Source organism: Methylovulum psychrotolerans (genome assembly GCF_002923755.1).
GTDB lineage: Bacteria > Pseudomonadota > Gammaproteobacteria > Methylococcales > Methylomonadaceae > Methylovulum > Methylovulum psychrotolerans.
Map to the genome: position 1 here is coordinate 210,748 of NZ_PGFZ01000006.1, position 23,947 is coordinate 234,694.

27 protein-coding genes are annotated in these 23,947 nt (G+C 50.5%); 17 read left to right on the plus strand and 10 right to left on the minus strand.

All coding sequences use genetic code 11. The features are described 5' to 3' along the window. Positions 1-72 precede the first annotated feature (72 nt). The 8 genes from AADEFJLK_RS14260 (at position 73) to AADEFJLK_RS14295 (ending at position 7,337) form a co-directional block, all read left to right on the plus strand. Positions 73-2,490 (plus strand): PAS domain S-box protein, encoded by a 2,418-nt coding sequence (locus tag AADEFJLK_RS14260; protein ID WP_103974724.1) that lies wholly within the window; start codon positions 73-75, stop codon positions 2,488-2,490. Next, positions 2,483-3,325 (plus strand): response regulator, encoded by an 843-nt coding sequence (locus AADEFJLK_RS14265; RefSeq protein WP_088621624.1) that lies wholly within the window; start codon positions 2,483-2,485, stop codon positions 3,323-3,325. The genes AADEFJLK_RS14260 and AADEFJLK_RS14265 overlap by 8 nt, the downstream gene beginning before the upstream one ends. 166 nt (positions 3,326-3,491) lie before the next feature. Continuing rightward, positions 3,492-4,433: a DnaJ C-terminal domain-containing protein gene (locus AADEFJLK_RS14270; RefSeq protein ID WP_088619978.1), complete on the plus strand. Its 942-nt coding sequence runs from the start codon at positions 3,492-3,494 to the stop codon at positions 4,431-4,433. 6 nt (positions 4,434-4,439) lie between these two features. After that, positions 4,440-4,757 (plus strand): chaperone modulator CbpM, encoded by a 318-nt coding sequence (locus tag AADEFJLK_RS14275; protein ID WP_088619977.1) that lies wholly within the window; start codon positions 4,440-4,442, stop codon positions 4,755-4,757. Positions 4,758-4,865: 108 nt separating this feature from the next. After that, entirely contained in the window at positions 4,866-5,309 is a 444-nt protein-coding gene (locus tag AADEFJLK_RS14280) for a host attachment protein (RefSeq protein ID WP_103974725.1), read from the plus strand. A 375-nt stretch (positions 5,310-5,684) separates the two neighbouring features. Beyond that, the gene (locus AADEFJLK_RS14285; RefSeq protein ID WP_088619975.1) at positions 5,685-6,056 is read left to right on the plus strand and encodes a hypothetical protein; all 372 of its coding nucleotides are present in this window, start codon (positions 5,685-5,687) and stop codon (positions 6,054-6,056) included. Positions 6,057-6,278: 222 nt separating this feature from the next. Beyond that, entirely contained in the window at positions 6,279-6,626 is a 348-nt protein-coding gene (locus AADEFJLK_RS14290; protein ID WP_103974726.1) for a hypothetical protein, read from the plus strand. A gap of 165 nt (positions 6,627-6,791) precedes the next feature. Next, positions 6,792-7,337 carry a general stress protein gene (locus AADEFJLK_RS14295; RefSeq protein WP_088619973.1) on the plus strand — a complete coding sequence of 182 codons (546 nt, stop codon included), beginning with the start codon at positions 6,792-6,794 and terminating at the stop codon, positions 7,335-7,337. 102 nt (positions 7,338-7,439) lie between these two features. On the opposite strand, the gene AADEFJLK_RS14300 is transcribed toward AADEFJLK_RS14295, so the two are convergent. Beyond that, positions 7,440-7,997 (minus strand): DUF1003 domain-containing protein, encoded by a 558-nt coding sequence (locus tag AADEFJLK_RS14300; protein WP_088619972.1) that lies wholly within the window; start codon positions 7,995-7,997, stop codon positions 7,440-7,442. A gap of 242 nt (positions 7,998-8,239) precedes the next feature. After that, positions 8,240-8,431: a hypothetical protein gene (locus AADEFJLK_RS24065; protein ID WP_146054612.1), complete on the minus strand. Its 192-nt coding sequence runs from the start codon at positions 8,429-8,431 to the stop codon at positions 8,240-8,242. Positions 8,432-8,863: 432 nt separating this feature from the next. Here AADEFJLK_RS24065 and AADEFJLK_RS14310 point away from each other — a divergent pair, with 432 nt between their 5' ends. Both AADEFJLK_RS14310 and phoU read left to right on the plus strand, forming a co-directional pair. Beyond that, positions 8,864-9,043 carry a hypothetical protein gene (locus tag AADEFJLK_RS14310; RefSeq protein WP_103974728.1) on the plus strand — a complete coding sequence of 60 codons (180 nt, stop codon included), beginning with the start codon at positions 8,864-8,866 and terminating at the stop codon, positions 9,041-9,043. A gap of 165 nt (positions 9,044-9,208) precedes the next feature. Then, the gene (phoU, locus tag AADEFJLK_RS14315; protein ID WP_088619969.1) at positions 9,209-9,922 is read left to right on the plus strand and encodes a phosphate signaling complex protein PhoU; all 714 of its coding nucleotides are present in this window, start codon (positions 9,209-9,211) and stop codon (positions 9,920-9,922) included. Between the two features lie 128 nt (positions 9,923-10,050). Here phoU and AADEFJLK_RS14320 read toward each other — a convergent pair whose 3' ends face one another. Beyond that, positions 10,051-11,193: a DEAD/DEAH box helicase gene (locus tag AADEFJLK_RS14320; RefSeq protein WP_088619968.1), complete on the minus strand. Its 1,143-nt coding sequence runs from the start codon at positions 11,191-11,193 to the stop codon at positions 10,051-10,053. 1,061 nt (positions 11,194-12,254) lie between these two features. Continuing rightward, entirely contained in the window at positions 12,255-13,757 is a 1,503-nt protein-coding gene (locus AADEFJLK_RS14325; protein ID WP_103974729.1) for a phenylacetate--CoA ligase family protein, read from the minus strand. 749 nt (positions 13,758-14,506) lie between these two features. Here AADEFJLK_RS14325 and AADEFJLK_RS14335 point away from each other — a divergent pair. Continuing rightward, entirely contained in the window at positions 14,507-15,583 is a 1,077-nt protein-coding gene (locus AADEFJLK_RS14335) for a replication initiation protein (RefSeq protein WP_088619965.1), read from the plus strand. Between the two features lie 306 nt (positions 15,584-15,889). On the opposite strand, the gene AADEFJLK_RS14340 is transcribed toward AADEFJLK_RS14335, so the two are convergent. The 6 genes from AADEFJLK_RS14340 to AADEFJLK_RS14365 all read right to left on the minus strand — a co-directional run bounded on the left by AADEFJLK_RS14340 (position 15,890) and on the right by AADEFJLK_RS14365 (position 20,878). After that, on the minus strand, positions 15,890-16,474 hold the full coding sequence (locus AADEFJLK_RS14340) for a PqiC family protein (protein ID WP_103974732.1): 585 nt from the start codon (positions 16,472-16,474) through the stop codon (positions 15,890-15,892). Positions 16,475-16,480: 6 nt separating this feature from the next. Beyond that, a complete protein-coding gene (locus AADEFJLK_RS14345; protein ID WP_103974733.1) occupies positions 16,481-17,479 on the minus strand; it encodes an MlaD family protein in 999 nt (332 codons plus the stop codon). A 4-nt stretch (positions 17,480-17,483) separates the two neighbouring features. Continuing rightward, positions 17,484-18,272: an ABC transporter ATP-binding protein gene (locus AADEFJLK_RS14350; RefSeq protein WP_103974734.1), complete on the minus strand. Its 789-nt coding sequence runs from the start codon at positions 18,270-18,272 to the stop codon at positions 17,484-17,486. Positions 18,273-18,274: 2 nt separating this feature from the next. Then, positions 18,275-19,411 carry an MlaE family ABC transporter permease gene (locus AADEFJLK_RS14355; protein ID WP_103974735.1) on the minus strand — a complete coding sequence of 379 codons (1,137 nt, stop codon included), beginning with the start codon at positions 19,409-19,411 and terminating at the stop codon, positions 18,275-18,277. 39 nt (positions 19,412-19,450) lie between these two features. After that, positions 19,451-20,329, minus strand: coding sequence for an ADP-polyphosphate phosphotransferase (locus tag AADEFJLK_RS14360; RefSeq protein WP_103974736.1), 879 nt, complete (start codon positions 20,327-20,329; stop codon positions 19,451-19,453). Positions 20,330-20,458: 129 nt separating this feature from the next. Further along, on the minus strand, positions 20,459-20,878 hold the full coding sequence (locus tag AADEFJLK_RS14365) for a hypothetical protein (protein WP_103974737.1): 420 nt from the start codon (positions 20,876-20,878) through the stop codon (positions 20,459-20,461). Positions 20,879-21,232: 354 nt separating this feature from the next. Here AADEFJLK_RS14365 and AADEFJLK_RS14370 point away from each other — a divergent pair, with 354 nt between their 5' ends. The 6 genes from AADEFJLK_RS14370 to AADEFJLK_RS14395 all read left to right on the plus strand — a co-directional run bounded on the left by AADEFJLK_RS14370 (position 21,233) and on the right by AADEFJLK_RS14395 (position 23,185). Next, complete coding sequence (locus tag AADEFJLK_RS14370) at positions 21,233-21,409, plus strand: CsbD family protein (protein ID WP_088619959.1); 177 nt, start codon at positions 21,233-21,235, stop codon at positions 21,407-21,409. 64 nt (positions 21,410-21,473) lie between these two features. Continuing rightward, positions 21,474-21,791 (plus strand): small metal-binding protein SmbP, encoded by a 318-nt coding sequence (gene smbP / locus AADEFJLK_RS14375; RefSeq protein ID WP_103974738.1) that lies wholly within the window; start codon positions 21,474-21,476, stop codon positions 21,789-21,791. Between the two features lie 202 nt (positions 21,792-21,993). Further along, the gene (locus AADEFJLK_RS14380) at positions 21,994-22,173 is read left to right on the plus strand and encodes a CsbD family protein (protein ID WP_103974739.1); all 180 of its coding nucleotides are present in this window, start codon (positions 21,994-21,996) and stop codon (positions 22,171-22,173) included. Between the two features lie 208 nt (positions 22,174-22,381). Next, entirely contained in the window at positions 22,382-22,528 is a 147-nt protein-coding gene (locus AADEFJLK_RS14385) for a lmo0937 family membrane protein (protein ID WP_103974740.1), read from the plus strand. 128 nt (positions 22,529-22,656) lie between these two features. Further along, on the plus strand, positions 22,657-22,860 hold the full coding sequence (locus tag AADEFJLK_RS14390; RefSeq protein WP_232463643.1) for a hypothetical protein: 204 nt from the start codon (positions 22,657-22,659) through the stop codon (positions 22,858-22,860). A 175-nt stretch (positions 22,861-23,035) separates the two neighbouring features. Further along, positions 23,036-23,185 (plus strand): entericidin A/B family lipoprotein, encoded by a 150-nt coding sequence (locus AADEFJLK_RS14395; protein ID WP_103974741.1) that lies wholly within the window; start codon positions 23,036-23,038, stop codon positions 23,183-23,185. Positions 23,186-23,947 lie beyond the last annotated feature (762 nt).

Here is a 23,947-nt window from a genome sequence, read left to right on the forward strand (position 1 = left end):
GATGGTTAACCCTATGCTGTGGCTGCTGGCTAACATTAACCCATACCGTGCACCTGAACCTCTGTTGGCAATATGAAGAATACACTCTGGCATATTTTGTTGGTTGAAGAAAATGATGATGACCGTGCCGAGCTTCGGCAAAAATTGGCCTCAGGCTCAGAACGCCGCTATCGGTTTACCGAAGCCAAACTTGGTGCCGAAGCTTTGCAAAAAGCCCATGATAAACCCGATGGGCCTTACGAATGCATTATCCTAAGCTATTACCTGCCGGATATGAACAGCGAGGAAATATTGGCTGTGTTGTGCGAGGGTACGGAGTTGCCGCCGTGTCCGGTCGTAGTGGTTATAGGGGCGGTTAAGGATAAAGGCCCGGCACTGCTCCGTGCCGGCGCACAAGATTATATCGGCAAGCACAGGATCACTCCCGAAAGCCTGACCCGGGCCGTGGAGAATTCCGTAGAACGTTTCGTGCTGTTACGCGAACGGATGCACACCTTGCAAGCCCTGAAAGCCAGCGAGGAGCGGCTGGCCCTAGGTGTGCAAGTCGCCGGTTTAGGGCTTGCCGATATTGATTACACCACAGGGATGGCGCACCTTTCCGCCGAAGCGGCACAGATGTTTGGCTTCGGCAACGTAAAATTGACCTTGCCGCGTGCAGCAATACATGCCAGCTTCCACCCTGATGACCGCGCCGATGTGATGCAGTGCATCGCCCATGCGCTGTCCCCTAGAGGGACAAGGACTTTCCTTATGGATCATCGGGTGGTATGGCCTAATGGCCAAGTGCGCTGGTTACGCGTACGCAAGCATATCCGCTTTGCCGGGGAAGGCAATTTTCAGCAGCCTCAGCACGCCACCTTAGTGGCTCTGGATGTCACGACCGAAAAAACCGCCGAGCAGGCTTTGCGCGACAGTGAGGAGCAATTCCGCGCCTTATTGGAAGCCGCCCCCGATGCCATTGTCATTGTCGATGAGCAAGGCCTGATTGTGCTGGTGAATGCCCTGACGATTTCACTGTTTGGCTACAGCCGCGCCGAACTGCTCGGCGAACCGGTAGAAATGCTCATGCCGTCCCGTTTCCGCCACCTGCACAGCAACTTGCGCGATGGTTATCTGACCGAGCCGCAACCGCGCGAAATGGATGGCGGCTTGAATTTGTTCGGCAAACGTAAGGATGGCAGCGAATTTCCGATTGAAGTTAGCCTCAGCCCGCTGGAAACCAAAAAAGGCCGCTTGGTGTCCAGCGCCATCCGCGATATTACCGAACGCAAGCGTATCGAAGCGGAACTGAACAAAGCCAAGGCGGCGGCAGAAAATGCCAACCGGGCAAAATCCGATTTTCTCTCCAGCATGAGCCATGAATTGCGTTCGCCACTGAATGCGATCCTCGGTTTTGCCCAGTTACTTGAGGCGGGTACGCCGCCGCTTACACCGCGCCAAAAGACCAGTATCGACCAGATTCTCCACGCCGGCTGGTATTTGTTGGAGCTCATCAATGAAATCCTTGACTTGGCGATGATCGAATCCGGCAAGATTTCCTTATCCTTGGAATCCATTTCCTTGAGTGATGTGCTGGACGATTGTCAGGCTATGATTGAACCGCAAGCGCAAACCAGCGGCATCAGCATGAGTTACCCGCCGTTTGATGACACTTGTATTGTGAATGCCGACCGGACACGGGTAAAGCAAGTGTTTCTTAACCTGTTGTCTAACGCCATCAAATATAACCGTGCCGGCGGCACGATTGCCGTTACCTATAGCCAAAACACAACGGAACGTATACGCATCAGTGTCCATGACACCGGTGAAGGCCTGTCCGCCGACAAACTCGAACAACTGTTCCAGCCTTTCAACCGCCTAGGACAAGAGAACGGTCTTGAAGAAGGCACCGGTATCGGTTTGGTAGTCAGTAAACGGCTTATCGAACTGATGGGCGGCCATATCGGCGTGGAAAGTACGGTTGGCGTGGGCAGTGTCTTTTGGGTCGAACTGATCCGGCCAACGTTTTCCGGACCTGCGGTCATAGTGCCTTTGCCCGCCGAAGTGACGCTGCATGTTCAGGAGAACAAATTGCTGTTCACGCTGCTTTATGTGGAAGACAATCCGACCAACTTGTTGTTGGTCGAGCAAATTATCACCAACCATAAAAATATCAAAATGCTCAGCGCCAAGACAGGCCGGATAGGCGTTACGCTTGCGCGTATCCATCATCCCGATATTATTCTGATGGACATTAATCTGCCGGGCATCAGCGGCATAGACACGTTAAATATTTTGCGTGAAGATCCGGCCACGGCGGATATTCCCGTGATCGCCCTGAGCGCCAATGCGATGCCGGGTGACATTCAGAGAGGCTTACAAGCCGGATTCTTCCGTTATCTGACCAAACCGATCAAGATTAATGAGTTTATAAATGCCTTGGATGACGTACTGACATGCTCTGAAACAGGCTTGAGCGCTATCCATAAACCGGACAATGACCATGATTAGCACAGCAGAAATCCTTAATTCCAGTATCTTGATAGTTGATGACCAGTTATCCAATGTGCTGTTGCTTGAACAGATGTTGGAAGGTGCGGGTTATACCTGTATCGCCTCGACTACCGACCCCACCAAAGTCTGCGGGCTCTATCAGAAAAACCGTTACGACCTGATCCTGTTGGATTTGCAAATGCCGGGCATGGATGGCTTTCAGGTGATGGAAGGGCTTAAACGCATCGAAACGGATGGTTATTTGCCGATTTTAGTGATCACGGCCCAACCTAACCATAAATTGCGGGCGCTCACGGTGGGCGCGAAAGATTTTGTCAGCAAACCGTTTGATCTCATTGAAGTGCAAAACCGCATCCGTAATATGCTGGAAGTGCGGCTGTTGTATAAAAATCTTGAATATTATAACCAATCTTTGGAACAAATAGTCGCGGAACGCACCATTGAGCTGTCGGCCAGTGAAGAGCGTTTCCGCCGCTTAACCGAGCTGTCATCAGATTGGTATTGGGAGCAGGACGCAAACGGGCAATTCACTATGGTTTACGGGCCGGTGCATGAAATGCTGGGCATTCGGATTAATAATGACGTATTGGATAATGTCGAAGAGCAAGGCATCATCTGGGACGAAGCCGAACGCCTGGTTTTGGAAACCAATTTGGCGGCCCGGAAACCGTTCCTGGATTTTGTCTACAGCAGGAACAAACCTAACGGTCAGCGGCAATATTTGATGGTGAGCGGGGAACCGGTGTTCGATCCGTCGGGACGCTTTATCGGCTATCGGGGCATCGGCAAAGATGTGACCGAAACCATGCGTCCGGGCAACATAACGCCTTAAGGAAGGGGCAGGAAATAACCTCGGCGGCTTGTGCTTTGGAGCGCGGCGGGGCAATGAACGCCTACTTATTTAGCCAAAAGCCCTAAAACCTAACAACCGCTATTTTACCGCCTTATCCGCCGGGTAACGGGCGGGAACTTCATTGTCAGCATTTAGGACGTTTATTATGACGTATAAAGATTATTATCAAATCATGGGCCTAGCGCGTGATGCCACGCAAGACGACATCAAGCGGGCCTACCGTAAACTGGCCCGCAAATACCATCCCGATGTCAGCAAGGAGGCGGATGCCGAGGCACAATTCAAAGCCTTGGGCGAAGCCTATGAGGTGCTTAAAGACGTTGAAAAACGCGCGGCTTACGATCAGCTCGGTGCAAACTGGCAAGCAGGCCAAGATTTTAAGCCGCCGCCCCATTGGGATGAAGGTTTTGAATTTGGCGGTGCGGCAGGATCTGGCGACTCAGCGCATTTTAGCGACTTTTTTTCCCAGATTTTTGGCCAAGGCGGTTTCCGTTCTGACGATGCAAGGTCAAACCGTCCTGAACAAGGGCAAGACAGCCACGCGAAAATCTATATTGATCTGGAGGACAGTTTCCAAGGCGCCACACGGGCCATTTCCTTAAGCACCCCGACCAGCAATGCCCAGGGCCAAGTGCAGCTTAAACACCGCAGCCTGAATGTCAAAATCCCTAAAGGCATTAAGCCGGGGCAGCATATCAAACTGGCCGGCCAAGGCCATGCGGGGTTCGGTAACGGCCCGGCGGGCGATTTGATCTTGGCGGTGGAATTTAATCCGCATCCGCTGTACCGCCTCGTTGAAGCACACATTTATCTGGACCTTCCTATCAGCCCCTGGGAAGCGGCGTTGGGTGCGAAAATCAAAGTGCCGACGCCGGACGGGCTGGTGGATTTAAAAGTGCCGCCCAATTCCAAGCAAGGCGGCAAATTACGGTTGCCGGGACGCGGCATACCCGGCAAACCGCCTGGGGATTTCTTTGTCGTCCTGCAAGTTGTCTTGCCGCCCGCCCTAACCGATGCGGAAAAAGCCGCTTACCAGCATTTGCAACAAGCGTTTGATTTTAACCCCCGCCAGACCATGGGAGTGTAAATACCGATGAATACCAATAATCTGTTTATTATCCATACGGGTACGGTCATTGAAGACGACACCCTGACGCTGGAGCAATTGTGCACAAGCTGCGGGGTGCAAGCCGATTGGCTAGTCCGTTTAGTGGAGGAGAGCATTATCGAACCAGATGGCGCAGAAATGCCGTCGTGGCGGTTTTCGGGTGCCAGTTTGGCGCGCGTCCGTGCCGCGTTCAATTTAGAGCGCGATTTAGGCGTAAATCTGGCAGGTATCGCTTTGGCCTTGGACTTAATGGAGGAGCTTGAACGTCTGCGGAGGCAGCTAAAAATAAGCCGTCACGGCTAAGTTTGTCAAAATACCGCCTATCTTGCCTTTATTGTTGGCTGGTTAAAAACCGCCAATCGCCGGGTTGGGGATAGGCCTGTTACCTAACCAACCAAACTGGAAAATGCTATGAAATTAACATGGATCATCGTTGCCGACAACACCCAGGCGCGGATTTTTACCGCCGAAACGCCTTCATCAGCTTTGATTGAACTCGAAGGCTTAGGCCATGCCGAAGGCCGTTTGCATGACCGGGACATCACCTCTGACCTGCCCGGCAGAATAAAAAGCACCGACGGCAGCGCCCACGCTTTTGAACAAGCCACTGACCCGAAACATCACGAAGCCGACCTGTTCGCCCACACGATTGCCGCGCTGTTGGAATCTGCCCATAACGATAATCAATTCGGGCAATTGCTGATCATTGCCGAACCGTCGTTGCTGGGCTTATTACGTCACTGTTTGCCAGAATCCGTGCAGAAAGCCGTCACATTTGAACTGGCAAAAAATATCGCCTCGCACAGCCTTGCCGACATCCGCACACACCTGCCCGAATATTTGCCGAATGCTTAAGCCTGTGGCCAACGGCAGCCTTGCATTGCAGCCCCTAAACTAGAAACATGCCCTGTCTCCAGCTAGGGAATGGGTGGGAAATACGCTAAAGGTCTTGGAGCGCGGGCATCTTGCCCGCAAGGGCGGGCAAGATGCCCGCGCTCCAAAGATAAAACCGCCTCTGGTGATTTTATGCCCGTTCCTAATCATCGGGCCGGGTATGTTACTGTCCGGCAAACCGGATATCAACGTTTCATAATGCCCTTCAAACACTAGGAGGGCATTTTTTTTGCCCCTACAACGCTTATTGTCCGCCTATGTACCCCAGCGTACAGAATTTTTACCGCTAGGGGCGGATCATGTCGGTCACTTACTGACAATAAACAAGGATATGTAATGAAACTTTTTCTGGGCGCGGCACTACTCGCCGTCACCACCTTGCTGACCTGCACTACCGAAGCCGCCTCTATCAGGGTCGGCGAGTCCGGCTTCTATGGGCGGCTTAATGTCGGCGGTTATCCGCCGCCGCAGGTCTATTATCGCCAACCGGTAGCTGCCCAATTTGTGCCCAGCAACCGCCCGCCCATTTATCTGCGTGTCCGGCCAGGCCACGCCCGGCAATGGCGGCGCTATTGTAGCCAATACAACGCCTGTAATGAACGGGTCTATTTCGTCAAACATGACTGGTATCAGCGCGAATATGCCCCACGTTACCAAAAATTTAACCGTGGCAACCACATAGCTTATCCGCCCGGCCAGCGGCGTTGATGGCCATTGCCAGTTCTACGGGTTACATAAAAATAATGTGGTTTTCTGTATGGCAACGAACAGACGCTACCGGGCAGACAAATGATAATAACCGCGCAGATAAGGCCGTCTAAGGGCTAATCTGCAAAAAATGTGACGCACTACAAATCCGATCCAGGCGGTGTGAAACGCATAGTACGCAACCGCCCCCGGTTTTATTAACCTTAATCTGACGAGAACGACATGATAAACAAAAATACTTATATTGGTTTGGCTTGTATGGTTTTTATGGGTTTGGCTTCTGCGCCTTTATGGGCCGAAGAACCGGTCGCTTCTGGGCAACAGGCCGCTATCGCCACACCTGAAAAAACCGCCGTTGACCATAAAGCAGAGGCCGCCATCCAAAAAGGCCATGCCCAATATCATCAAAGTTTGGCGACCCACGAAAGGGCTGCCGCTTCCGTGCTTAACAATGCCAGCAAACGCCTTTTGGCGAACCGCCAAATTGCCTTAGCGGTTAACGAGGAAGCTTTAGTGGCTGAATATGAGAAAAAAGCCCTCGCCCACGAAGCAATGGCAGAGCCTAAATAATTCGGCGACAGAGAAAATGAGGGGGGGGCAAGAAAACCCATCCCCCCTTCACGCAACGGTTTACAGGCACTTATGGGGCAAAAGATAGCGGACTTAACCAGATCAGCCGCAGCTTGTACCCATTCTTAATGCCGTATCGTTCACCAACATCATTGGAGCAATACTATGTTAGAAAAATACAATTCAGCCGTCGGGCTGTTTAGCAATCATGAAGATGCTGAACATGCCGTCAAAGATCTGGAAAAATGTGGTTACGACATGAAAAAATTGTCTGTTATCGGCAAAGATTATCATAGTGAAGAAAATGTCGTCGGTTATTACAACACTGGCGACCGCATGGCGACATGGGGTAAGTTCGGTTTATTCTGGGGCTGGGTATGGGGCATCCTGTTCGGTTCCGCCTTCTTCCTCATTCCGGGCATAGGCCCTGTCATGGTCGGCGGCCCGCTGGTCAGCTGGATATTAGGCGCCCTTGAAATGTCGGTCATCACGGGTGGCCTGACAGCCTTAGGTGGGGCGTTAGCGAGTATCGGCATTCCTGAAGACAGTGTCTTGCGCTATGAAACCGCGCTGAAAGCCGACAAATTCATCCTTATTGTCCACGGCTCGGTGCAAGAAGTTGAAAAAGCCCGGGGCATATTGATGCAGAACAAAGCCGAAGAGGCCAATGTGCATCACGAAGAAACAGCCAAATTATCGATCATGGCTTAAGGCATGTACTACGGATAACTCCTTTCCCCCCGTATTTAGGCCTGTTAATTTTCCAACCCTGGCTACCCAGAAAGTTATGGTTAGCCAAGGTTGGCTTCGTTTTCATGACTTGGTTTTTTTTCTCTTCGCTTGTTGGTTTAGGCGTTCTATTTCTGCCAACACATCTTCCGGTTTGGTTTCCATTTCAAGGTCGGCCAATTCGCTATTCTCATCGTCTTCAATACCCAATTTACCTTGGATGGCATCCAACATCTGTAGGACGCGGGTCAATTCATGTTCGGTCAGCAAGCTGATCTGCAAGCCTAAATCAGCGCGGCGTTCCGATTCTTCAGATAAGCGGTTTTGGCTGATAAGGACAAAAGTCGACAGGAAAATGGCTTCCAATGATACGACCATGGTCAAAAGCCCGTAAGGGAAAGGGTCAAAAGACGGTATTGTCAAATGACCCTCATTAAGGAAAATCCACAACCCAAACCACACGATATGCACATAGACAAAAATCATGCGCCCAGAAAATGCGGTGATGGCATCCGCCATCCGGTCTTGCAGATTCCGTTCGCTGGCCGCTTTCACCCGCAGGCGGATGATAGTGCGGATGTTCCGTTCGATAACAGTGCTGAGTGCAGGATTGTCTTCCGCTTGGGTGACTTGAGTTGCCATAATGTTTGCTTAAAGGTTAGGTGGGCGGCATTTGCCTGCGGGGTTTGGGGATGGTGGTGAAGGGATGTGCATAACATCAAGCAGGCGTTCATTACCTCTCAGCGTGTCCGACCCACCCCCGGTTCTTGAGCAAAGCCGAAGAATCCCTTAGCAGGGGCAACTTCCCCATCGTACAGGTGAAAATCAGGGGCTTATACCCTATCGGGCGGTTATCAATATTGGGGCGGCCAGCATTGCGGCAATCATTGGCCTTTAACAGGGGCTTTCTGCTGATTGTTCTGGGCTATTTTTTGGCTATCCGATGGGAGAGTATTTTCGTAGCTGAACCGCCGCCGATGACAGTTCCAACAGCGGTCGGCGACCACACAGCCGGGTAGCCAAGTGATCAATAAAAGGCCTATACAAAAGCGGGTTATCTTCGAGGTTTTGTCCATTTTCATACTCCTGTTAAAGCGATAGATATCGCTGAGTGCGGTTAAGTACCATGAGCTTGGCCTGACATTTTTTTGTCCAAGCCAAGCGCAGTACCGGATAAGCCAAGACTTATCGTTGGGCTTATCCGGCATTGTTAGCCTGGCAAAATGGGCAAGGGTAACGGCCTCTCCATAAAACATCCGCCGATCTTGTTGCTATCGGCTTGCAGAAAACTATAGCTTTTATCACGCGCTGTAGTCTGTACGCTAACGCACGGATAGCTTAACCAATGGGATAAAATAAGTTTCTGCCACAGATACTTACAAGAAGTGAGTCCGGCCATTTTTTGAAAAACATCTTCTTTACCGTTACGGGCCAGTGCTGGGTAAAGCGAAGCGTTTTCCGCCTTTAAGCCGTTACAACCCCACCATAAATTCGCACCCGCCCAACGGATGCCGCTTGATTTCCGTCCGGCTTTAGCCCAATATAAAGGGCGGCTGTTGCCGTTTATCCTGACACGAATTGCCCACCAACGCTTACTTGGCTGGCGTTCCGCTTGCGGCTATCGCCGATTTTCGCGGCTGGCAACTGACGGAGATAAAGCGACCAGTGGGCAAGTGCAGCAACATTAACGGAGGTAGATACGAAATCTTTCATCACTTATCGTTCAAATGTCAAAATCGGCCCGCCGTTTTACCCGCGTTTTCCGCACAAGCAGCACCCGCCAACAGTCGGTGCCGTAATCCCGTCGCGCCTTAAAATCGCGGCGGCTTGAAATCAACCACAAAACACCCCCTATGGACGACAGCAAAATACGCCAACATATATCCCGGCAGTTTAATACGGAACTCGAAGAAATACGCCATAAGGTACTGGTAATGGGAGGATTGGTTGAGCAGCAATTGGCCTTAGCTATCCAAGCGTTCACCACGAACGATATGGAAACCGCCGAACTGGTCATGAGACGGGATAACCTGATCAATGATATGGAGGTAGAAATTGATTTGGAATGCACGCAGATCATCGCCTTGAGGCAACCCACCGCATTTGATTTGCGGTTGCTGCTGACGGTCATCAAAATTATCAGCGAGTTGGAAATCGCCGGCGACCATGCGGAACGGATCGCCAAAGTGGCTATCAAGTTATCTGATACAGAAGGCAAGCATGACCAATACCACGAAATCCTGCACATGGCCGAATTGGTCAAAAAGATGCTTAACGGGGCGTTGGACGCTTTTGCCAGAATGTCCATAGACGGCATCACCGTGATTACAGCCATGGACGAAAAGGTCGACCTTGAATATGCCGGCATTGTCAGGCAATGGGTCACCCACATGATGGAAGACCCGCGCAACATTACCCGAACTTTACACAGCCTATGGGCAGTCCGGGCATTGGAACGCATTGGCGACCACGCCTGTTACCTTTGCGAACACCTGATTTTTATGGTCAAAGGCGAAGCCGTCAGGCATTTGAGCCAACAGGAACTGGAAGAAAAGTTAAACGCCTAAACTTACAGACCATTGCCGTGGCTTATAGGCGGGTCCAGCTATTGTGATGCAAGACGGGGGCATACTTATTCGCTTAAGTCGCCCCCGCTTTTATTTGGCGTTGCCGGGCAAGACGCTTACAGGATAATTTACGCGGTGGTTTTAAAGCCGTCTATCTGTGCACGCGGTATTTGTGTGCCTATCAATTTTTCAACTAGCTTCAAAGCCTGATATTCGTCCTGCGATACCAGCGAAACCGCTTGGCCGTTTTGTCCTGCACGGCCTGTCCGGCCAATCCTGTGCACATAATCCGCGCAAGAGCGGGGCAGTTCAAAATTCACCACATGCGGTAACTTAGCGATGTCGATACCGCGGGCCGCCACATCGGTCGCCACTAAGACCCGAATGTCGCCGGCTTTAAAACCCGCTAGGGCGCTGGTGCGGGCCCCTTGGCTTTTATTGCCGTGAATAGCCGCCGCTTTGATGTCGGCAGTGTTGAGCTTTTCGGCCAGTTTGTTCGCGCCATGCTTGGTGCTGGTAAAAACCAGCACTTGCCGCCAGTTTTTGCTGGTCACCAGATGTGCCAACAACGCCGTTTTGTCGGTTTTATTCACCTGATAGACAATCTGGTCTATGGTATCGGCGGCGGCATTTTCCACGGCGACCTCAATTTTTACCGGATTCACCAGCAACCCGTTGGTCAGTTTGCGTATGTCCGCCGAAAAAGTGGCCGAAAACAACAGGTTTTGGCGTTTTTTAGGCAACAACGCCAGAATTTTACTGATGTCTTTAATAAAGCCCATGTCCAACATCCTATCGGCCTCGTCCAACACCAGAATTTCAACTTTATCCAGTTTTAGGGCATTTTGGCTCACTAAATCCAATAACCGCCCAGGCGTGGCCGTTAATATATCGACACCGCCGCGTAAGCGCATCATTTGCGGATTGATTTTCACGCCGCCGAAAACCACCTCGGATTTTAAGCGCGGCTGTTGATAAGCGCCGTATTTTTGTACCGATTCGCCGACTTGGGCGGCGAGTTCGCGGGTGGGGGTCAAAATCAACGCACGCACCGGACGGTTGCGGCCATAATCGGTTTGTGCCAGGCGCTGTAAAATCGGTAAGGCAAACCCCGCCGTTTTGCCTGTGCCGGTTTCTGCGGCGGCCAATAAGTCCTGCCCCGTTAAAATGGCGGGTATGGCTTTACTCTGAATGGGGGTAGGTGTCGTGTAGCCGGAATCGGCGACCGCTTTCAATAAAGCTTCGGATAAACCGAGATGGGAAAATGGCATTACATGTCTCGAAGGGGAAAAGTGATGGGGCAACTATCGGATCAGCAGCGCTGATATTGACTTTATTAAGTGATGACAGAGCCATTAGGGAATCTTAGGCGGCAGTCTATCATAAGTAAGCGGCTACCCTATAAAGGAAATTGGAGAATTTGGCTGGTGCATAGTAATCTGCAAAAAGCGCGGACAGGCCTTAGTTGGAGGGTGACGCTGTTAGGCCGGATTAAAAATCCGAAAGTTTATACCTAGCGATTTATCCCTGCCAGAATTATCTGGACAGTTTTCATCCTGTCAACATTAACTTAAGCGCAACGGGTGCGGGCCGCATAATTAGCCAAAAGGCCTATATAAAGCCGTAGCCTTATCGACAAGACCAGCCCATCGGCTATACCAAGGCAAGCCCTATATGACCCAAATTCTTGGAACGGATTAAGGTTTTTTAAGCCAATGTTCCGGCTTCTTTCGTCCAACTGCGCTTGTATCGTATAACCACTTTAGATTTTTCTTTAACGGGTTGGGCTGCTTTGGGGGGGGTAACTTGAAGTTGCGCTTGAAAGTAAGCACTATAGTTATTAGATGGGGTCATTCGTCTATTTTTTTGTTGAAAATTGGATAGTATGGGTTAAAAGCCATCGACAACTGTCGCTTAGCTTTATTGTTTGTTAATGCGGTTTTCAATGAAGATTCATTGACAATGCCAATGCCAATAAATTTTATAATGACTAACTGAAGAACAGGGCGAGGAATTACAGAGGGGACATCGGGTCGGTAAACAAAGCGAAATCATATTTTTCTAGCCAGTGCCATTATAAGCCTGTTACAGGGCTTGTCAAGTTTAATAAATATGGGATCGGCCAAAGCCTACCTGCCGGATGACAAAAAAGTGTAACAAGTTGTTACACTTTTTCAGGTGTTTTTGTTATGTAACATGATGCCGATAGTGTCTTGCTGATAACCTCTCTATCCGATATTTTAAACTTATCATTAAAAATCAATATATTATATAGATTATACTAACTTAGTGGCAGCACCGATGAACCGGACCCCATCGGCAAGCGAAAAACTCACCCGCGCGTATAGCGGTGCTTCACCCCTACCGGAAAATACGCCGGATCGGCGAAAGCACACAAGCTGACGTGGGGCAATTGCCGCTCAAGCGGCGTGTAGTTGGCGAATTCGCTGTTCAGGCGCAGCAACTGCACACGAACCGATGCCGCTATGGCGGGCACGCTTACCGCTTCGGGGTTTATGTTGGGCAGCAGTTCCACCGCGATATGCAGATATTTGTCGCCGTCTGGCGTTTCTGTGGTTTCCAGGACGAATTTTCCCGTCAGCCAAGCCATCAGTTCCGGTTGCTCAAGGCCTACCGTAATGTTTTCTGGGTAAATGTTGGCGCCGTAATAGGACACCGTGAAATCGGCACGGCCAAATACATAGACAAAGGGTAGGTTACGCGGCTGAAAACCCTCCTCTAAGCCCAATTCTGACATACCCCCTACACCATGAGCCTGTAAAAATTTTCGCATCGCCTTGAAGCTCAGCAAGCCTCCTTTATCAGCAATGTGATAACGTAGCAAGGGTACGCCATTGTCTCCCGAAACCACCAAAGTGCCGTCGTGGCTTTCAAAAAAGCGGTTGCTAGGGTCGTATTGCACTAGGGTCGGCAGGCGGGATTCGCCGAACAGGCTACGCGCGGCATCAGGGTGGTGTGCCAGCCAACGGCGGATGGCGATGCTGAAAGGCGTTTCATTGCCGAGCACACCGCCGTCGGCGGTGCCGTACAGCGAAGCGGAATCAAAACAGGGCGACTGCGAACCGATGCGTTGGCCCAACAAGCTGCGCCATTCTTCGCTGAACACTTCACCGGCAAACACCAGCTTGGTCTGGTAATCCGCCCAATTGATGCCCTCGGCAATGCCTGCATCAAGCACATCTTTCACAAATGGCGGGTAGCCCAATAACACGGTCTGGTCAAAATGCCCCGCCAGTTCGCGGACAATACGGAAAATTTCCGCCTTATTGTTGCCCGGTGTCGCCACCATCAACGGATAGCCCTTACGCGCAAGCTGCCAGCAACAGGAGGTGGTAAACAAACCGCCTACCCAATTGCCTAAGGCAAAGCAAACAACCGCTAGGGTACGGCGTTGGTGGGCTTGGAAGCTATCACGGAACACTTGTTCAAAACGCACCGCCACCGCCAGTTCATCGGCGGCGGAACGTGGCCAAAAGGTTGGCTGTCCGGTGGAGCCGGATGATACCGCCACACGGTCAGTGCCGTTAAGGCTACCGCCGAAGCAGCGGGCGGGTAACGGATAAGCCCGCATGTAGCTGGTTTTGTCCATTAGCGGTAATGTTTGGAACGCCGCATAAGAACCGATAGCGTCGGGATTAACCTGCCGGGTTTGTAAAAACTGACGGTAGGCGGGCACTTCGGCGGCGCAACGGTGAAATAAAGCCAAAGACTGTTCTTCAGGGGTGATGCTCTGTTCTGCGAGCAACGCATCCAGCGAGGTGGCGGTAAAGCGCTTAAAAACGTCTTCTGATGGGGGTGATAGCAAATCGGACATATAGTCATCCGGGCAATAGGGCTTAAGGTTTTTAGGTACGCGTCTTAGCTGTCAGGGATAGTATAACAAGATTGGCCAAGATAGTTTGGTTTCTCAAAAAAACTGACGACAAACTGCCTTGTTGTAGTTGTTTTAAATGTTTTAATTGTTTTATATGTTTTCGGACCGTTTTTCCTTCTGTGAATCATGGGGTTACAAGCCTAAATATGAGGAATTTGCACTGAAATATGAGGAATTTGCACTGAAATATGAGGAATTTGCACTGAAATATGAGGAATTTGCACTGAAATATGAGGAATTTGCAGTCAACTATGAGAAAATTGCACTGAACTATGAGAAATTTGCATCGTAATCAGGATTCGGCGGTTCTGTGAGGCGAATATTAGCTCCCTGCTGGCGGCTTTTTTCTGTTTTTGGCGGCAATGGCGGTGGTTTTTGGGGAGGCTTTTGCTTAAAGGCTGGGCTTTTTCATTATGGTAATTTTTAGGTTATTGCTGAATGCGAAATTATTTTTACATTACGGTTAAATTTATATAAATCAATTGGTTAAATTTTATTTTTGTACCTATTTAGGGTGTTTTTAGCTGGGCTAATGGTGTGGTAGGTGGGCTTAATATGAGAAATTTGCACTGCTTTTGGGGCTGAAATATGAGAAATTTGCACTGTATTTCTTGTGTGGCATAAATTATGGTGTTATATTTAAAACTTAATGTTTTTAATTTTTGTTCTGGCGGGCGTTTAATGAATTTATGCTGATAAAAAAGAAAATTCCATTACCTACTTCACTGATTGTCACTCAATCGAATCAGTTGGTTGAGGCCAGATATAATTTGCCGCTAGCTGAGCAACGTTTGATTTTGACGATGATCTCTAGGATTCAGCCTGATGATGAGGATTTCAAGCCGTATTGCATCAGTGTTGGCGAGCTTGCCGAGTTTTTGGGGGTCGATAAGGCTTCGGCCTATAGGGAATGTAAAAAAACCACTGAAAATTTATTGAAGCGGGTTGTCAATATTGATGAAACGGATGGTTTGCTGCAAATTGGTTGGGTCTCGTCAGCCAAATATGTTGATGGTTCAGGAGAGGTCAACCTGAGTTTTGACCCTTTATTAAAACCTTATTTGTTAAAGCTTAAAGGCAATTTTACGTCGAGTAAATTGGAGATGTTATTGAGCTTTAAAAGCCAATACACCATCAGGATTTATACGTTATTGAAGCAATATGAAAAGTTGAAGGAAAGGGAATTTGACTTGGAATTTTTGCGGGAGGTTTTGGGGCTTAGGCCTGACCAATATCAGTTGTATGCCGATTTTAAGCGCTTTATTTTGGTGGCTGTGCAAAAAGAATTGACGCAAAAATCTGACCTTTATTTCAATTTTGAAGAAATTAAGGGTGGCCGCCGTGTGACAGCGATCCGCTTGCTCATTTTGACGCATGAGGCCGTGATTATGAACCCGGCGGATAAGGATAACGGGGAGGGGGCTTTGCCGCCGCTTGATGGCTTACTTAGCTTAATTCCTGAACAGCACCGTTCAAAGAAGACAGTGCTGTCTTCCGTGGCGGCATACGAAAAAAAGCAAGGCTATGATTACGTTAAAAGAAATATATTGTACAGTAACGGTAAGGCGGATAAGTCTTATGCGGGTTTTTTAGTCAATGCCCTGAAAGAAGACTGGGGGCATGATTGGGAATTGGAGCAACAGGCAGCCCCGGCGGTTAAGAAAAAAATGACCGTTTGGGAGCGTCAAGGTTTTAAGAGCGAAAAAGACTATGATGCATTTATGTACCGTAAGCAGATGGAGAGCTACCAAACGGCCAGAAAATGATTTTATCGGCAATGGGTGATTTGTCCGGTGTGGGTGTGGCGTTGGATTTAAGGCTTATAAAAGCACGTTTAAGGTCATTTATGTAAAAACCTATATTGGGCATGCCTTTAAGTGTAACGAGTCACCTGGCGTTAATTTATGGGCTTTTTGTCTGTTGCCCTTTTAATGAATTCAGGGTAGGGTGCAGCGGCGTAAATGTGAAAAAACCGCTATCTCCCTAAAGCCTTCACAGTGATCCAAACCATATTGGCGGCATGGAACGCCTTTTTCTCCGATATTTTAGTGCCGCTAAAACCCAGATAAATATTATGGGCTATGCCGCAACGCGGCGGCTATTTCTTGGCCTAACTGGCTGAGGCATTGGCTTTGGGCGGCGACCATGCTGTTGTAATCGGAGGTTGAGGCGGCGGCTTGGTACTCCGAGCGTTTGTCTATGACCGTCTGGCCTTTATGTTTGATGGCCCATTGGGCGATCAGGCGGCTTTGCCCATTGGCGCCGACATGGAATTCCACTATGTCGATGCTGATTTGGTAATCCACAGCCTGCTGTTGCGGCCAAGGATAGCGGACAAGATGGTCGCTGCCCAACTGGGCGGGCAGGGCTTTGAACAGGGCGAGGGCAATGTTTTGGTCCAGCCGTTCTGCCCAACGGTGGTGTTCGGCCAGCTTAAACTGGTGTTCGCTAAGGCCAACCATCATTTGCGGGCGGTTCAGATAGTCGGGTATGTGTATCGGCCCCAAGCCGATCATGCCTTCGGGAATAGGGGTGGGCGGCGGCGGCTTAAGGCCTACATCCGCTGTGAGCCGGTAAAATTCGATGGGCTTGCTGTCATGGTGCATACACGCGCTCAATAACAGCGCCGACACCATCAGTACGGGTAGGGCGTTCATGGTCTTTTACTCCTTTCCATACACTATCGAATCGGGATGGCGTTGCAGGTAATCGGTCAGTTCTTTGGTGGATTGCGCCGCTTCCCGCAAGGCTTCCAGCGATTGCCAGAGCGGTGCGTCGGGGGCGGCCAAGGTTGCGACCGAACTTAACGAGGTTTTCGACTCGAGCAAGACACTGTTAGCCGTCCCTAAGGTTTTTTCGGTGGCGGCCAGCACGGGCTTAATGTCGTGGGTGAATTGCCGCACTAGGGTTTGGGTGTCCGTGACCGTTGTGTTCATATTGGTCAATAAGGGCGCAAGATTGCGGTTCATCGTGGCGATGAGCTTTTCGGTTTCATTTAAGGTTTTGGTCAAGGCCGCGCGGTTTTTCTTTAGTTCATCCGAGGTGGCGATGTCGCGCACCGCTTTTAAGGTCGCCGCAAGGTCCTTGACAATGGCTTCAAGCGGTAACTGGCGGATTTTTTGCAATATTTCATCGGCGGTGCTTCTGATCTGGTCTTCCGTGGTCGGCACGGCGGGCAATTCCGCCAGGCCTTTGTAGTGCAGTCCGGTCAGCTTGAGCGGGTCATTTTGATGGAAGTTAAATTCCACGGACAGTAGCCCGGTCAGCAGGCTTTGGGTTTGCAATTGGGCTTTTAGCCCGGCATCAATCAGGCGTTTGGCGTTTTGTTGGCGTTCTTGTGTGGTGGCGGCGGCTTGAAAGGGTTGCCCGCTGGCATCCAAGACCATTTCCGAGTCCAGCTCGATCACCACCGGTTTAATGATACGCGCGGCATTTTGGTCTAGCTCCAGAGAAATTTCTTTGACTGTGCCGACTTGCACGCCTTGCAAGGTGACGGGCGCACCGACATTCAGGCCGTTTAAGGCGGAGTCGAAATAAATGACGTATTCGGTTTTTTTCTTGAGCAGTTGGCCGCCGCCAAACACCATAATGCCGCCGACCAGCAAGATCAGCGCCCCGACCATAAATAAACCGATGCTGTAAGGGTTAACTGGCTTGCTCATTATGTCACACCGCAGGAGTTTTGGGGCTGTCTGTTGGCCGGGCGGCGGTTTCGCCACGCGTCAGAAAGCGGATGATTTTCGGGTCTTTAGACTCGGCCAGTAATTGTTGGGGCGGGCCGATGGCGATCATGGTTTTGGTTTCGGTGTCGAGGAACACGCTGTTGGTGCCGATGGCGAAAATGCTCGCCAATTCATGCGTGACCATGATGATGGTCGTGCCCAGGTGGTCGCGCAGGTTGCGGATCAAATCGTCCAACAGCTTGGCGCTGAGCGGGTCTAGCCCTGCCGAGGGTTCATCAAAAAACAGGATTTCCGGGTCTAGCGCCATCGCCCGCGCCAAGCCCGCGCGTTTTTGCATACCGCCGCTCAGTTCGGCCGGATAAAAATCCGCAAAGCCCGCCAAGCCCACTAAAGCCAATTTGTAGTTGACCAGTTGGCGGATGCGCCCGGCAGCCAAACGGGTATGCTCGGTGAGCGGTAGGGCGACATTCTCGAACAGGGTCATGGAACTTAATAAGGCTCCGCTTTGGAATAATACGCCAGTGCGCTGCAATAGCCGCTGCCGGGTTTGGTGGTCGGCTTGCCATAAGCTGTCTTCACCATACAGCACATCGCCTTTGACGGGCTGCATTAAGCCGATAAGATTCATCAACAAGGTGCTTTTGCCACAGCCGCTACTGCCCATGATAATAAAAATATCCCCTTGATTGACGGTGAAATTAAGGTCTTGTTGAATGACATAATCAGCATAAGCCAAGGTCAGGTTTTTAATGGTCAGGCAGGGCGTGGCCATCGTCAAATGCCTAAGCGGTTGCAGATCAGGGTCATCACGGCATCGGCAATGACAATAAAGACAATGCCCGTGACCACGGCGGAGGTGGTGGCGTCGCCGACCGCCGAGGCGCTGCGTCCGCATTGCATCCCCCGCAGGCAACCGGACAGCGCGATCAACACGCCGTAAACCGCACATTTGACGATGCCCATAGAAAAATCCTTAAGATGGATGGCTGAGGCGGTGCGCTCAATGTACTGTACTAACGAGATGTCGAAAAAGTTCACCGTCACCAAGGCGCCGCCGGCAATGCCCACCACATCGGCATAAAGGCACAGCAGCGGCATCATACAGATCAGCGCCAGCAGGCGGGGCAGCACCAAAAACGGCAAAGGCTCAAAGCCCATGGTTTTCAGCGCGTCAATCTCGCTATTGGCCTGCATAGTGCCTAATTGTGCGGCGAAGCTTGCCCCGGTGCGGCCTGTCATGATGACCGCCGCCATCAGGCCGCCCATATCCCGCGACATGCCCAAACCCACCATATCGGCGATATAAATTTCCGCGCCGAATAAAGCCAATTGCACCGCGCCGACAAACGCCAAAATCAACCCGACCAACAGGCTAATCAAGGTGATGATAGGCAATGCCGAAGGGCCGCAGTCTTGGATTTGCCGCCAAAAATCAACGGGGCGCAGGCGGGCTTTACCGCGCAGCAAAGCCAGCAGGCTAAGGGCCAGCTCACCGATAAAGCCGATGAATGCTTGGCCGTCCTGATATAAATCTAAACCCGCCGTACCTAATACGGCCAGCCATTGGGTCGGGGCGGCGCTGCGCTGCCTCCCGGTTGGTTCAGGAACGGCATAAACCAAGCTTAGCAAACCCTGTATCCCTTCGGGTAAGGTGCGGGTGTCAACATCAATGCCGCGCTTTTTGCCCTCATCAATCAGGCGGATCAGTTCGGTCATCAGCAGGCTATCCCATTTGCCTAAGCCCTGCATGGCAAACACCAGGCGCTTAACGCCCTTATTGTCCAATTGCGCCAAAACCGGGGAGAGGGGCGGTATATCCGCCGCCAACACCCAAGCCCCTGAGAAGGCGGCTTCTAAGGTGCTTTCCGTTTGCTTTAAGGTGATGGAGCAGGGGGTTAGGGTGGCCGTCATGTTATGGGGTGTGCTTGCCTGCTGCTTTGCCATGAACGCCTAGGCATCTTCTTGCATCAGTTGCTGGCGTATCGCCAGCAACTCCTGCTGACGGGCGGCATCGGCTTTAGGATAGCGCATATCCAATCCTTTAAGGGTATCGACAATAATCTGGGCGATAATCAGGCGGGTATTTTTTTTGTCATCGGCAGGCACGATATACCACGGGGCATTTTTGGTGCTGGTCGCGCTCAGGCAAGCTTCATAAGCCTGCATATATTGTTTCCAATAATAGCGTTCTTTTGTGTCGGCGATGCTGAACTTCCAGACTTTCTCCGGCGTGTCGATACGCTCAAGAAAGCGTTTGCGCTGCTCTTCTTTGGACAGATGCAGGAAAAACTTGATAATCCGGGTGCCGTTGCGGTGCAGATGCTTTTCAAAATCGACGATGGATTTATAGCGTTCCTGCCAGATGTTTTTTTCATCCAGCAATTCGTCAGGTAAGCCTTGGCTGTGCAATATTTCCGGATGCACACGCGCAATCAGCACTTCCTCGTAATAGGAACGGTTAAATATGCCGATTCTGCCGCGTTCCGGCAAACATTGGGTGGTACGCCAGAGAAAATCATGATCCAGTTCCGCCGCACTGGGGTGTTTAAAACTGAACACTTGGCAGCCTTGCGGGTTAACCCCCGACATCACATGCCGTATAGAGCTGTCTTTGCCCGCCGCATCCATCGCCTGAAAAATAACTAACACCGCATAGCGGTTGGCGGCATATTGCAACTGTTGCAAGGCATTCAGTTCCGCCACTTGTTCGTCAAGCCATTGGTGGTAAGCCTTTTTTGATGCATAAACCGGATCCGTCTGCGTCGGCCAGTGTTTGAGGTTGACGCTATCGCCTTCGGATACGCGGAAATCTTTCGTATTGATGCCCATTTTCTTATCCTTGCCTGCTGAGCAAACCATCCGGCCGACCTGCCGTTTAGGCCAGTGTGCGGCTGTGGACGGGATGCCCTTGGTGATTAAAAGCCCTATCGTATCCTAAGACCCATGCCCGCAACCAGCCTATTTTTTGTCGGCCCCTTTGGGCATGGCATCAGGCATCATTGCGTCTTTGCCCATTTGGACGTGCTGCATCAGCATGTCTTCCATTTTTGCTTTACGCGCATCCATCGCGATGCGCTGCTCAATCATGCGCGTGACCAAAGCCGCCAGCAGGCCGACTTTTTTCGCATCCGGCGCAGTGTTCATTTTGGCAAGCAGTTCGGTGAGCTCGGTGTCTTGGACTTTTATATCATCAAGCAGCTTTTGTTTCTGCGCCTGCATGGCTTGGCAATGCTCCATCATTTTAGGTTCTGGGGTAGCGTTTGACCCAGTAACGGCGGCCGTTTCGGCTTGGGCGGTCGAGAAAATAATGATGGCTAGCGCTAAAGCGAAGCACGAACCGACGATAAGGTGGGTGGTGGTGCTGGCAGATGTTTTCATAAGTTTTTCCAATGACAAAAAAGGGCGGGGATCCGGTCAATGCTAAGCTTGGCAAGATACGGTTTTGTTGTATAAGTCTGCACCGAGCTTAGCGAAAAACCTCCGGCGGTGTCGGTACGCTGGCGTACATAAATACCGTTTGTGACCGCCATAAGGACAGTGTAAATAAATGTTGTCTAAGCGGCGCCGCCTTAGGTTATTGGACGGGGCGAAGAAAAAACGCGCTCTGTGTGTTGCCGTACCGAACAGGGCCAGTTTTAGCTGTAATGTGTGCAACCAAGCGGTGGGGAAACTATCCGGCGCTTAGGCTTATGGCAATGTCGCCATGACAGGACCAATTATCGGGAGCTAGTGATGAATAAAGAACAAGTGAAAGGCCGGGTCGAAGAAACCAAAGGCAAAGTCAAGGAAGCGGTTGGCGTGGTACTGGACAATGAGTCAATGGAAGAGGAAGGCAAGCTGCAAAAAAATATCGGTAAAGTCAAGTCCGGTCTCGGCGACCTGAAAGAAGACCTTAAAAACAGCATCTGATCCGGCATAGCGCCGCCATTTTCAGATATGACCGCAAGCCAACCGTTTTATACAGGAAATAATAATGAAAAATAACACCATGAAAATAGCCGCCTTATGCTTAGGCATTAGCTTAGCAGGCGCTTCATTTGCCACTTATGCTGCCGAAAGCCATATCGCGGAAGCGATTAAGCACGCAGAAGCGGCGGCCAAAGCCACCGATGGCAAAACCATCACCGAACATGCGGAAACCGCCAAGACCCATGCCAGTGCCGCCAGCGAGCATTTGACTGCGGGCATTAAAAGCCTGAATGATGCGATTGACCACGGCAAAATGGGTCACGCCGAGTTAGCGAAAAAATCCACCGAAGAAGCCGTCAGCCATTTAAAAGACGCGCAATAATACGCTACAGCCAATACGGCGGGCATAGTATAGCCCGCCGTTTTATGCGCTTAGCTAAGCATTCAACATTCTTCCCTACCTAAATATTTTCCCTATGTACGTTGCCGCACCGACACTGTTCAGGTTTGTTGGTATCCTTTAGCCAGGGCAATAGGAAATGTTTGCACGGTTCGGATGATGACAAACACACTTGGAGATTGTTATGGACAAAAAACCACTACACGGTCAAAGCGAAACCGCCAAAGGCCGAGGCAAACAAGCCGCAGGCAAGATGCCGGACGACAAAGCTACAGAAGCCGACGGCAATGTCCAAAAAACGCCCGGTAAACTGCCGGCTGATGTCGGCAACCTAAAAGAAACCGTAAAGAAAGGCTGCTGTTAACAGCGCCGTCTGCCCGGATAGGTAATTAAATCCGTTAGACCGATTCTCACATAGTAACGGTATTACCCGAAAAATAGTGTCATTTAGGGATAAATGGGAAGTTGGCCGCTGGGTGGATAAAGCGTGTTTTCGCTTTTGGCAATAACTTCATTTATTTATCTGTGGTTTTTATCGCCGCCAACGGGCGGCCTGTTACGGAGCAGCACACATGCTTGAAAGCATAGCACTCATATTAATCATCCTTTGGATATTGGGTTTAGTCTCTGCCTACACATTGGGCGGGTTTATCCATGTTCTTCTGGTTATCGCCATCATCGTCATCTTGGTGCGGGTCATTCAAGGACGGGGACTTTAGCAAGAGGCGGGAAGTATTATCCTAACAGTAGGGCAAAGGGTCTTGCTTGCTGCCGGTTACTTCCGGCCACTTATTCTGACAGCCGCATTCATATTTTTAGGAGCAGGATCGTGGGCACAATCAAGATAATGGCAATCGTATTGATCGCAGCGGGTCTGCTGGGTCTGGTATATAACCAATTTAGCTACACCAAGGACACTCAAGAAGCCAAGATAGGCCCGTTAGAGCTGACAGTTAAAGACACCCAAACCATCGATATTCCGATTTGGGCAGGGGTGGCGGCGATGGTCGCCGGCTGTGGGCTGTTAGTTTTTGCCAGCAAAAATAACTGACAGCTTGTCCACGGTTAACGCAGATTCGATAAGGTACTTCCTAAATTTAGGGATACGCGAAAAAACAGTGGCTATAGGCCACTGACATTAACAGCCAGTCAGCCTATTTTACTGACGGCTTCCGGTACGCCATATCGGCAAACCGGCATTTATTTACACTTTTTGGAGTATTATCATGACAAAAAAACTGTTAGCTTGGGCATTAGTATTGGGTTTTATGGCGACATTAACTGCGTGCAACACGATTGAAGGCATGGGCAAAGACGTAGAAAGCGGCGGCAGCCATGTTGAAGGTGCCGCTAAAGACGTGAAAAAAGGTATGTGATAGGCGGTTGCCATACCTGCGGTAACGTCTTGTTACCGCAGGCCAGTTGCTACTGGTTGGGCTTGCCGCCATTAACCATTACAAAATCTGCCTCCAAGCGTGATAAGCCCTTTGAAATAAAGGCCAGCCATACGCGATAGCGGATTGCTGAAACTATTGATGATTAAAAAATTCTTCAGTTCTGCTTTGCCAGTGTAAATGAGCAATCATACATCAAGGGCGATAACTTTCTCATCCGCTTCCTCGGTTTCTTGTGGCTGTTGCCGCAAATAGTCCAGCACTGCTTACATATAGGCTGTTCAATAGTATTGCTTATCGACCCTACGCCCCCCCAATTGATTTTCCTGCCCTTTGCGGTAGCGGAAATTGTCAGCGTCATTGTCGCCTCAGCGGTTAACGTTTAAGCGGCTTTTTTGTCTTGGATAGATTCCTCTTAGTTACTGATGTTACGCAGACATATTCTGCGGTTTAAAAAACAAATAATGAGTCGTTACCGCGACGGTTTTTTTAATCGGGTTGGGTACACTTGCCGACGCTCGGCATCCCTGCCGCGCCCCTGCGGGTATTCGGGCTGATCCCGACAAAACCTGCTGTGCTCGGCGCGGCAAACAGGTTACTGCGTAACGTCAGTTATTACTCGATCATCAAGTTTTTCATAAAGTCACCTCTAAATAGTGGGGAAGATTAGCGGAGAGCTAAGGCTTGTTAAGGTGGGCAACTCCCTCCCCTGATGGGGAGGGTTGGGGTGGGGAGAATAAAATC

What these genes read in the sequence shown, in the direction of transcription:
- AADEFJLK_RS14260 (WP_103974724.1), top strand. Translation starts at nt 73, where the DNA reads ATGAAGAATACACTCTGGCATATTTTGTTGGTTGAAGAAAATGATGAT.
- AADEFJLK_RS14265 (WP_088621624.1), top strand. Translation starts at nt 2,483, where the DNA reads ATGATTAGCACAGCAGAAATCCTTAATTCCAGTATCTTGATAGTTGAT.
- AADEFJLK_RS14270 (WP_088619978.1), top strand. Translation starts at nt 3,492, where the DNA reads ATGACGTATAAAGATTATTATCAAATCATGGGCCTAGCGCGTGATGCC.
- AADEFJLK_RS14275 (WP_088619977.1), top strand. Translation starts at nt 4,440, where the DNA reads ATGAATACCAATAATCTGTTTATTATCCATACGGGTACGGTCATTGAA.
- AADEFJLK_RS14280 (WP_103974725.1), top strand. Translation starts at nt 4,866, where the DNA reads ATGAAATTAACATGGATCATCGTTGCCGACAACACCCAGGCGCGGATT.
- AADEFJLK_RS14285 (WP_088619975.1), top strand. Translation starts at nt 5,685, where the DNA reads ATGAAACTTTTTCTGGGCGCGGCACTACTCGCCGTCACCACCTTGCTG.
- AADEFJLK_RS14290 (WP_103974726.1), top strand. Translation starts at nt 6,279, where the DNA reads ATGATAAACAAAAATACTTATATTGGTTTGGCTTGTATGGTTTTTATG.
- AADEFJLK_RS14295 (WP_088619973.1), top strand. Translation starts at nt 6,792, where the DNA reads ATGTTAGAAAAATACAATTCAGCCGTCGGGCTGTTTAGCAATCATGAA.
- AADEFJLK_RS14300 (WP_088619972.1), bottom strand. Translation starts at nt 7,997, where the DNA reads ATGGCAACTCAAGTCACCCAAGCGGAAGACAATCCTGCACTCAGCACT.
- AADEFJLK_RS24065 (WP_146054612.1), bottom strand. Translation starts at nt 8,431, where the DNA reads ATGGACAAAACCTCGAAGATAACCCGCTTTTGTATAGGCCTTTTATTG.
- AADEFJLK_RS14310 (WP_103974728.1), top strand. Translation starts at nt 8,864, where the DNA reads ATGCCGCTTGATTTCCGTCCGGCTTTAGCCCAATATAAAGGGCGGCTG.
- phoU (WP_088619969.1), top strand. Translation starts at nt 9,209, where the DNA reads ATGGACGACAGCAAAATACGCCAACATATATCCCGGCAGTTTAATACG.
- AADEFJLK_RS14320 (WP_088619968.1), bottom strand. Translation starts at nt 11,193, where the DNA reads ATGCCATTTTCCCATCTCGGTTTATCCGAAGCTTTATTGAAAGCGGTC.
- AADEFJLK_RS14325 (WP_103974729.1), bottom strand. Translation starts at nt 13,757, where the DNA reads ATGTCCGATTTGCTATCACCCCCATCAGAAGACGTTTTTAAGCGCTTT.
- AADEFJLK_RS14335 (WP_088619965.1), top strand. Translation starts at nt 14,507, where the DNA reads ATGCTGATAAAAAAGAAAATTCCATTACCTACTTCACTGATTGTCACT.
- AADEFJLK_RS14340 (WP_103974732.1), bottom strand. Translation starts at nt 16,474, where the DNA reads ATGAACGCCCTACCCGTACTGATGGTGTCGGCGCTGTTATTGAGCGCG.
- AADEFJLK_RS14345 (WP_103974733.1), bottom strand. Translation starts at nt 17,479, where the DNA reads ATGAGCAAGCCAGTTAACCCTTACAGCATCGGTTTATTTATGGTCGGG.
- AADEFJLK_RS14350 (WP_103974734.1), bottom strand. Translation starts at nt 18,272, where the DNA reads ATGGCCACGCCCTGCCTGACCATTAAAAACCTGACCTTGGCTTATGCT.
- AADEFJLK_RS14355 (WP_103974735.1), bottom strand. Translation starts at nt 19,411, where the DNA reads ATGACGGCCACCCTAACCCCCTGCTCCATCACCTTAAAGCAAACGGAA.
- AADEFJLK_RS14360 (WP_103974736.1), bottom strand. Translation starts at nt 20,329, where the DNA reads ATGGGCATCAATACGAAAGATTTCCGCGTATCCGAAGGCGATAGCGTC.
- AADEFJLK_RS14365 (WP_103974737.1), bottom strand. Translation starts at nt 20,878, where the DNA reads ATGAAAACATCTGCCAGCACCACCACCCACCTTATCGTCGGTTCGTGC.
- AADEFJLK_RS14370 (WP_088619959.1), top strand. Translation starts at nt 21,233, where the DNA reads ATGAATAAAGAACAAGTGAAAGGCCGGGTCGAAGAAACCAAAGGCAAA.
- smbP (WP_103974738.1), top strand. Translation starts at nt 21,474, where the DNA reads ATGAAAAATAACACCATGAAAATAGCCGCCTTATGCTTAGGCATTAGC.
- AADEFJLK_RS14380 (WP_103974739.1), top strand. Translation starts at nt 21,994, where the DNA reads ATGGACAAAAAACCACTACACGGTCAAAGCGAAACCGCCAAAGGCCGA.
- AADEFJLK_RS14385 (WP_103974740.1), top strand. Translation starts at nt 22,382, where the DNA reads ATGCTTGAAAGCATAGCACTCATATTAATCATCCTTTGGATATTGGGT.
- AADEFJLK_RS14390 (WP_232463643.1), top strand. Translation starts at nt 22,657, where the DNA reads ATGGCAATCGTATTGATCGCAGCGGGTCTGCTGGGTCTGGTATATAAC.
- AADEFJLK_RS14395 (WP_103974741.1), top strand. Translation starts at nt 23,036, where the DNA reads ATGACAAAAAAACTGTTAGCTTGGGCATTAGTATTGGGTTTTATGGCG.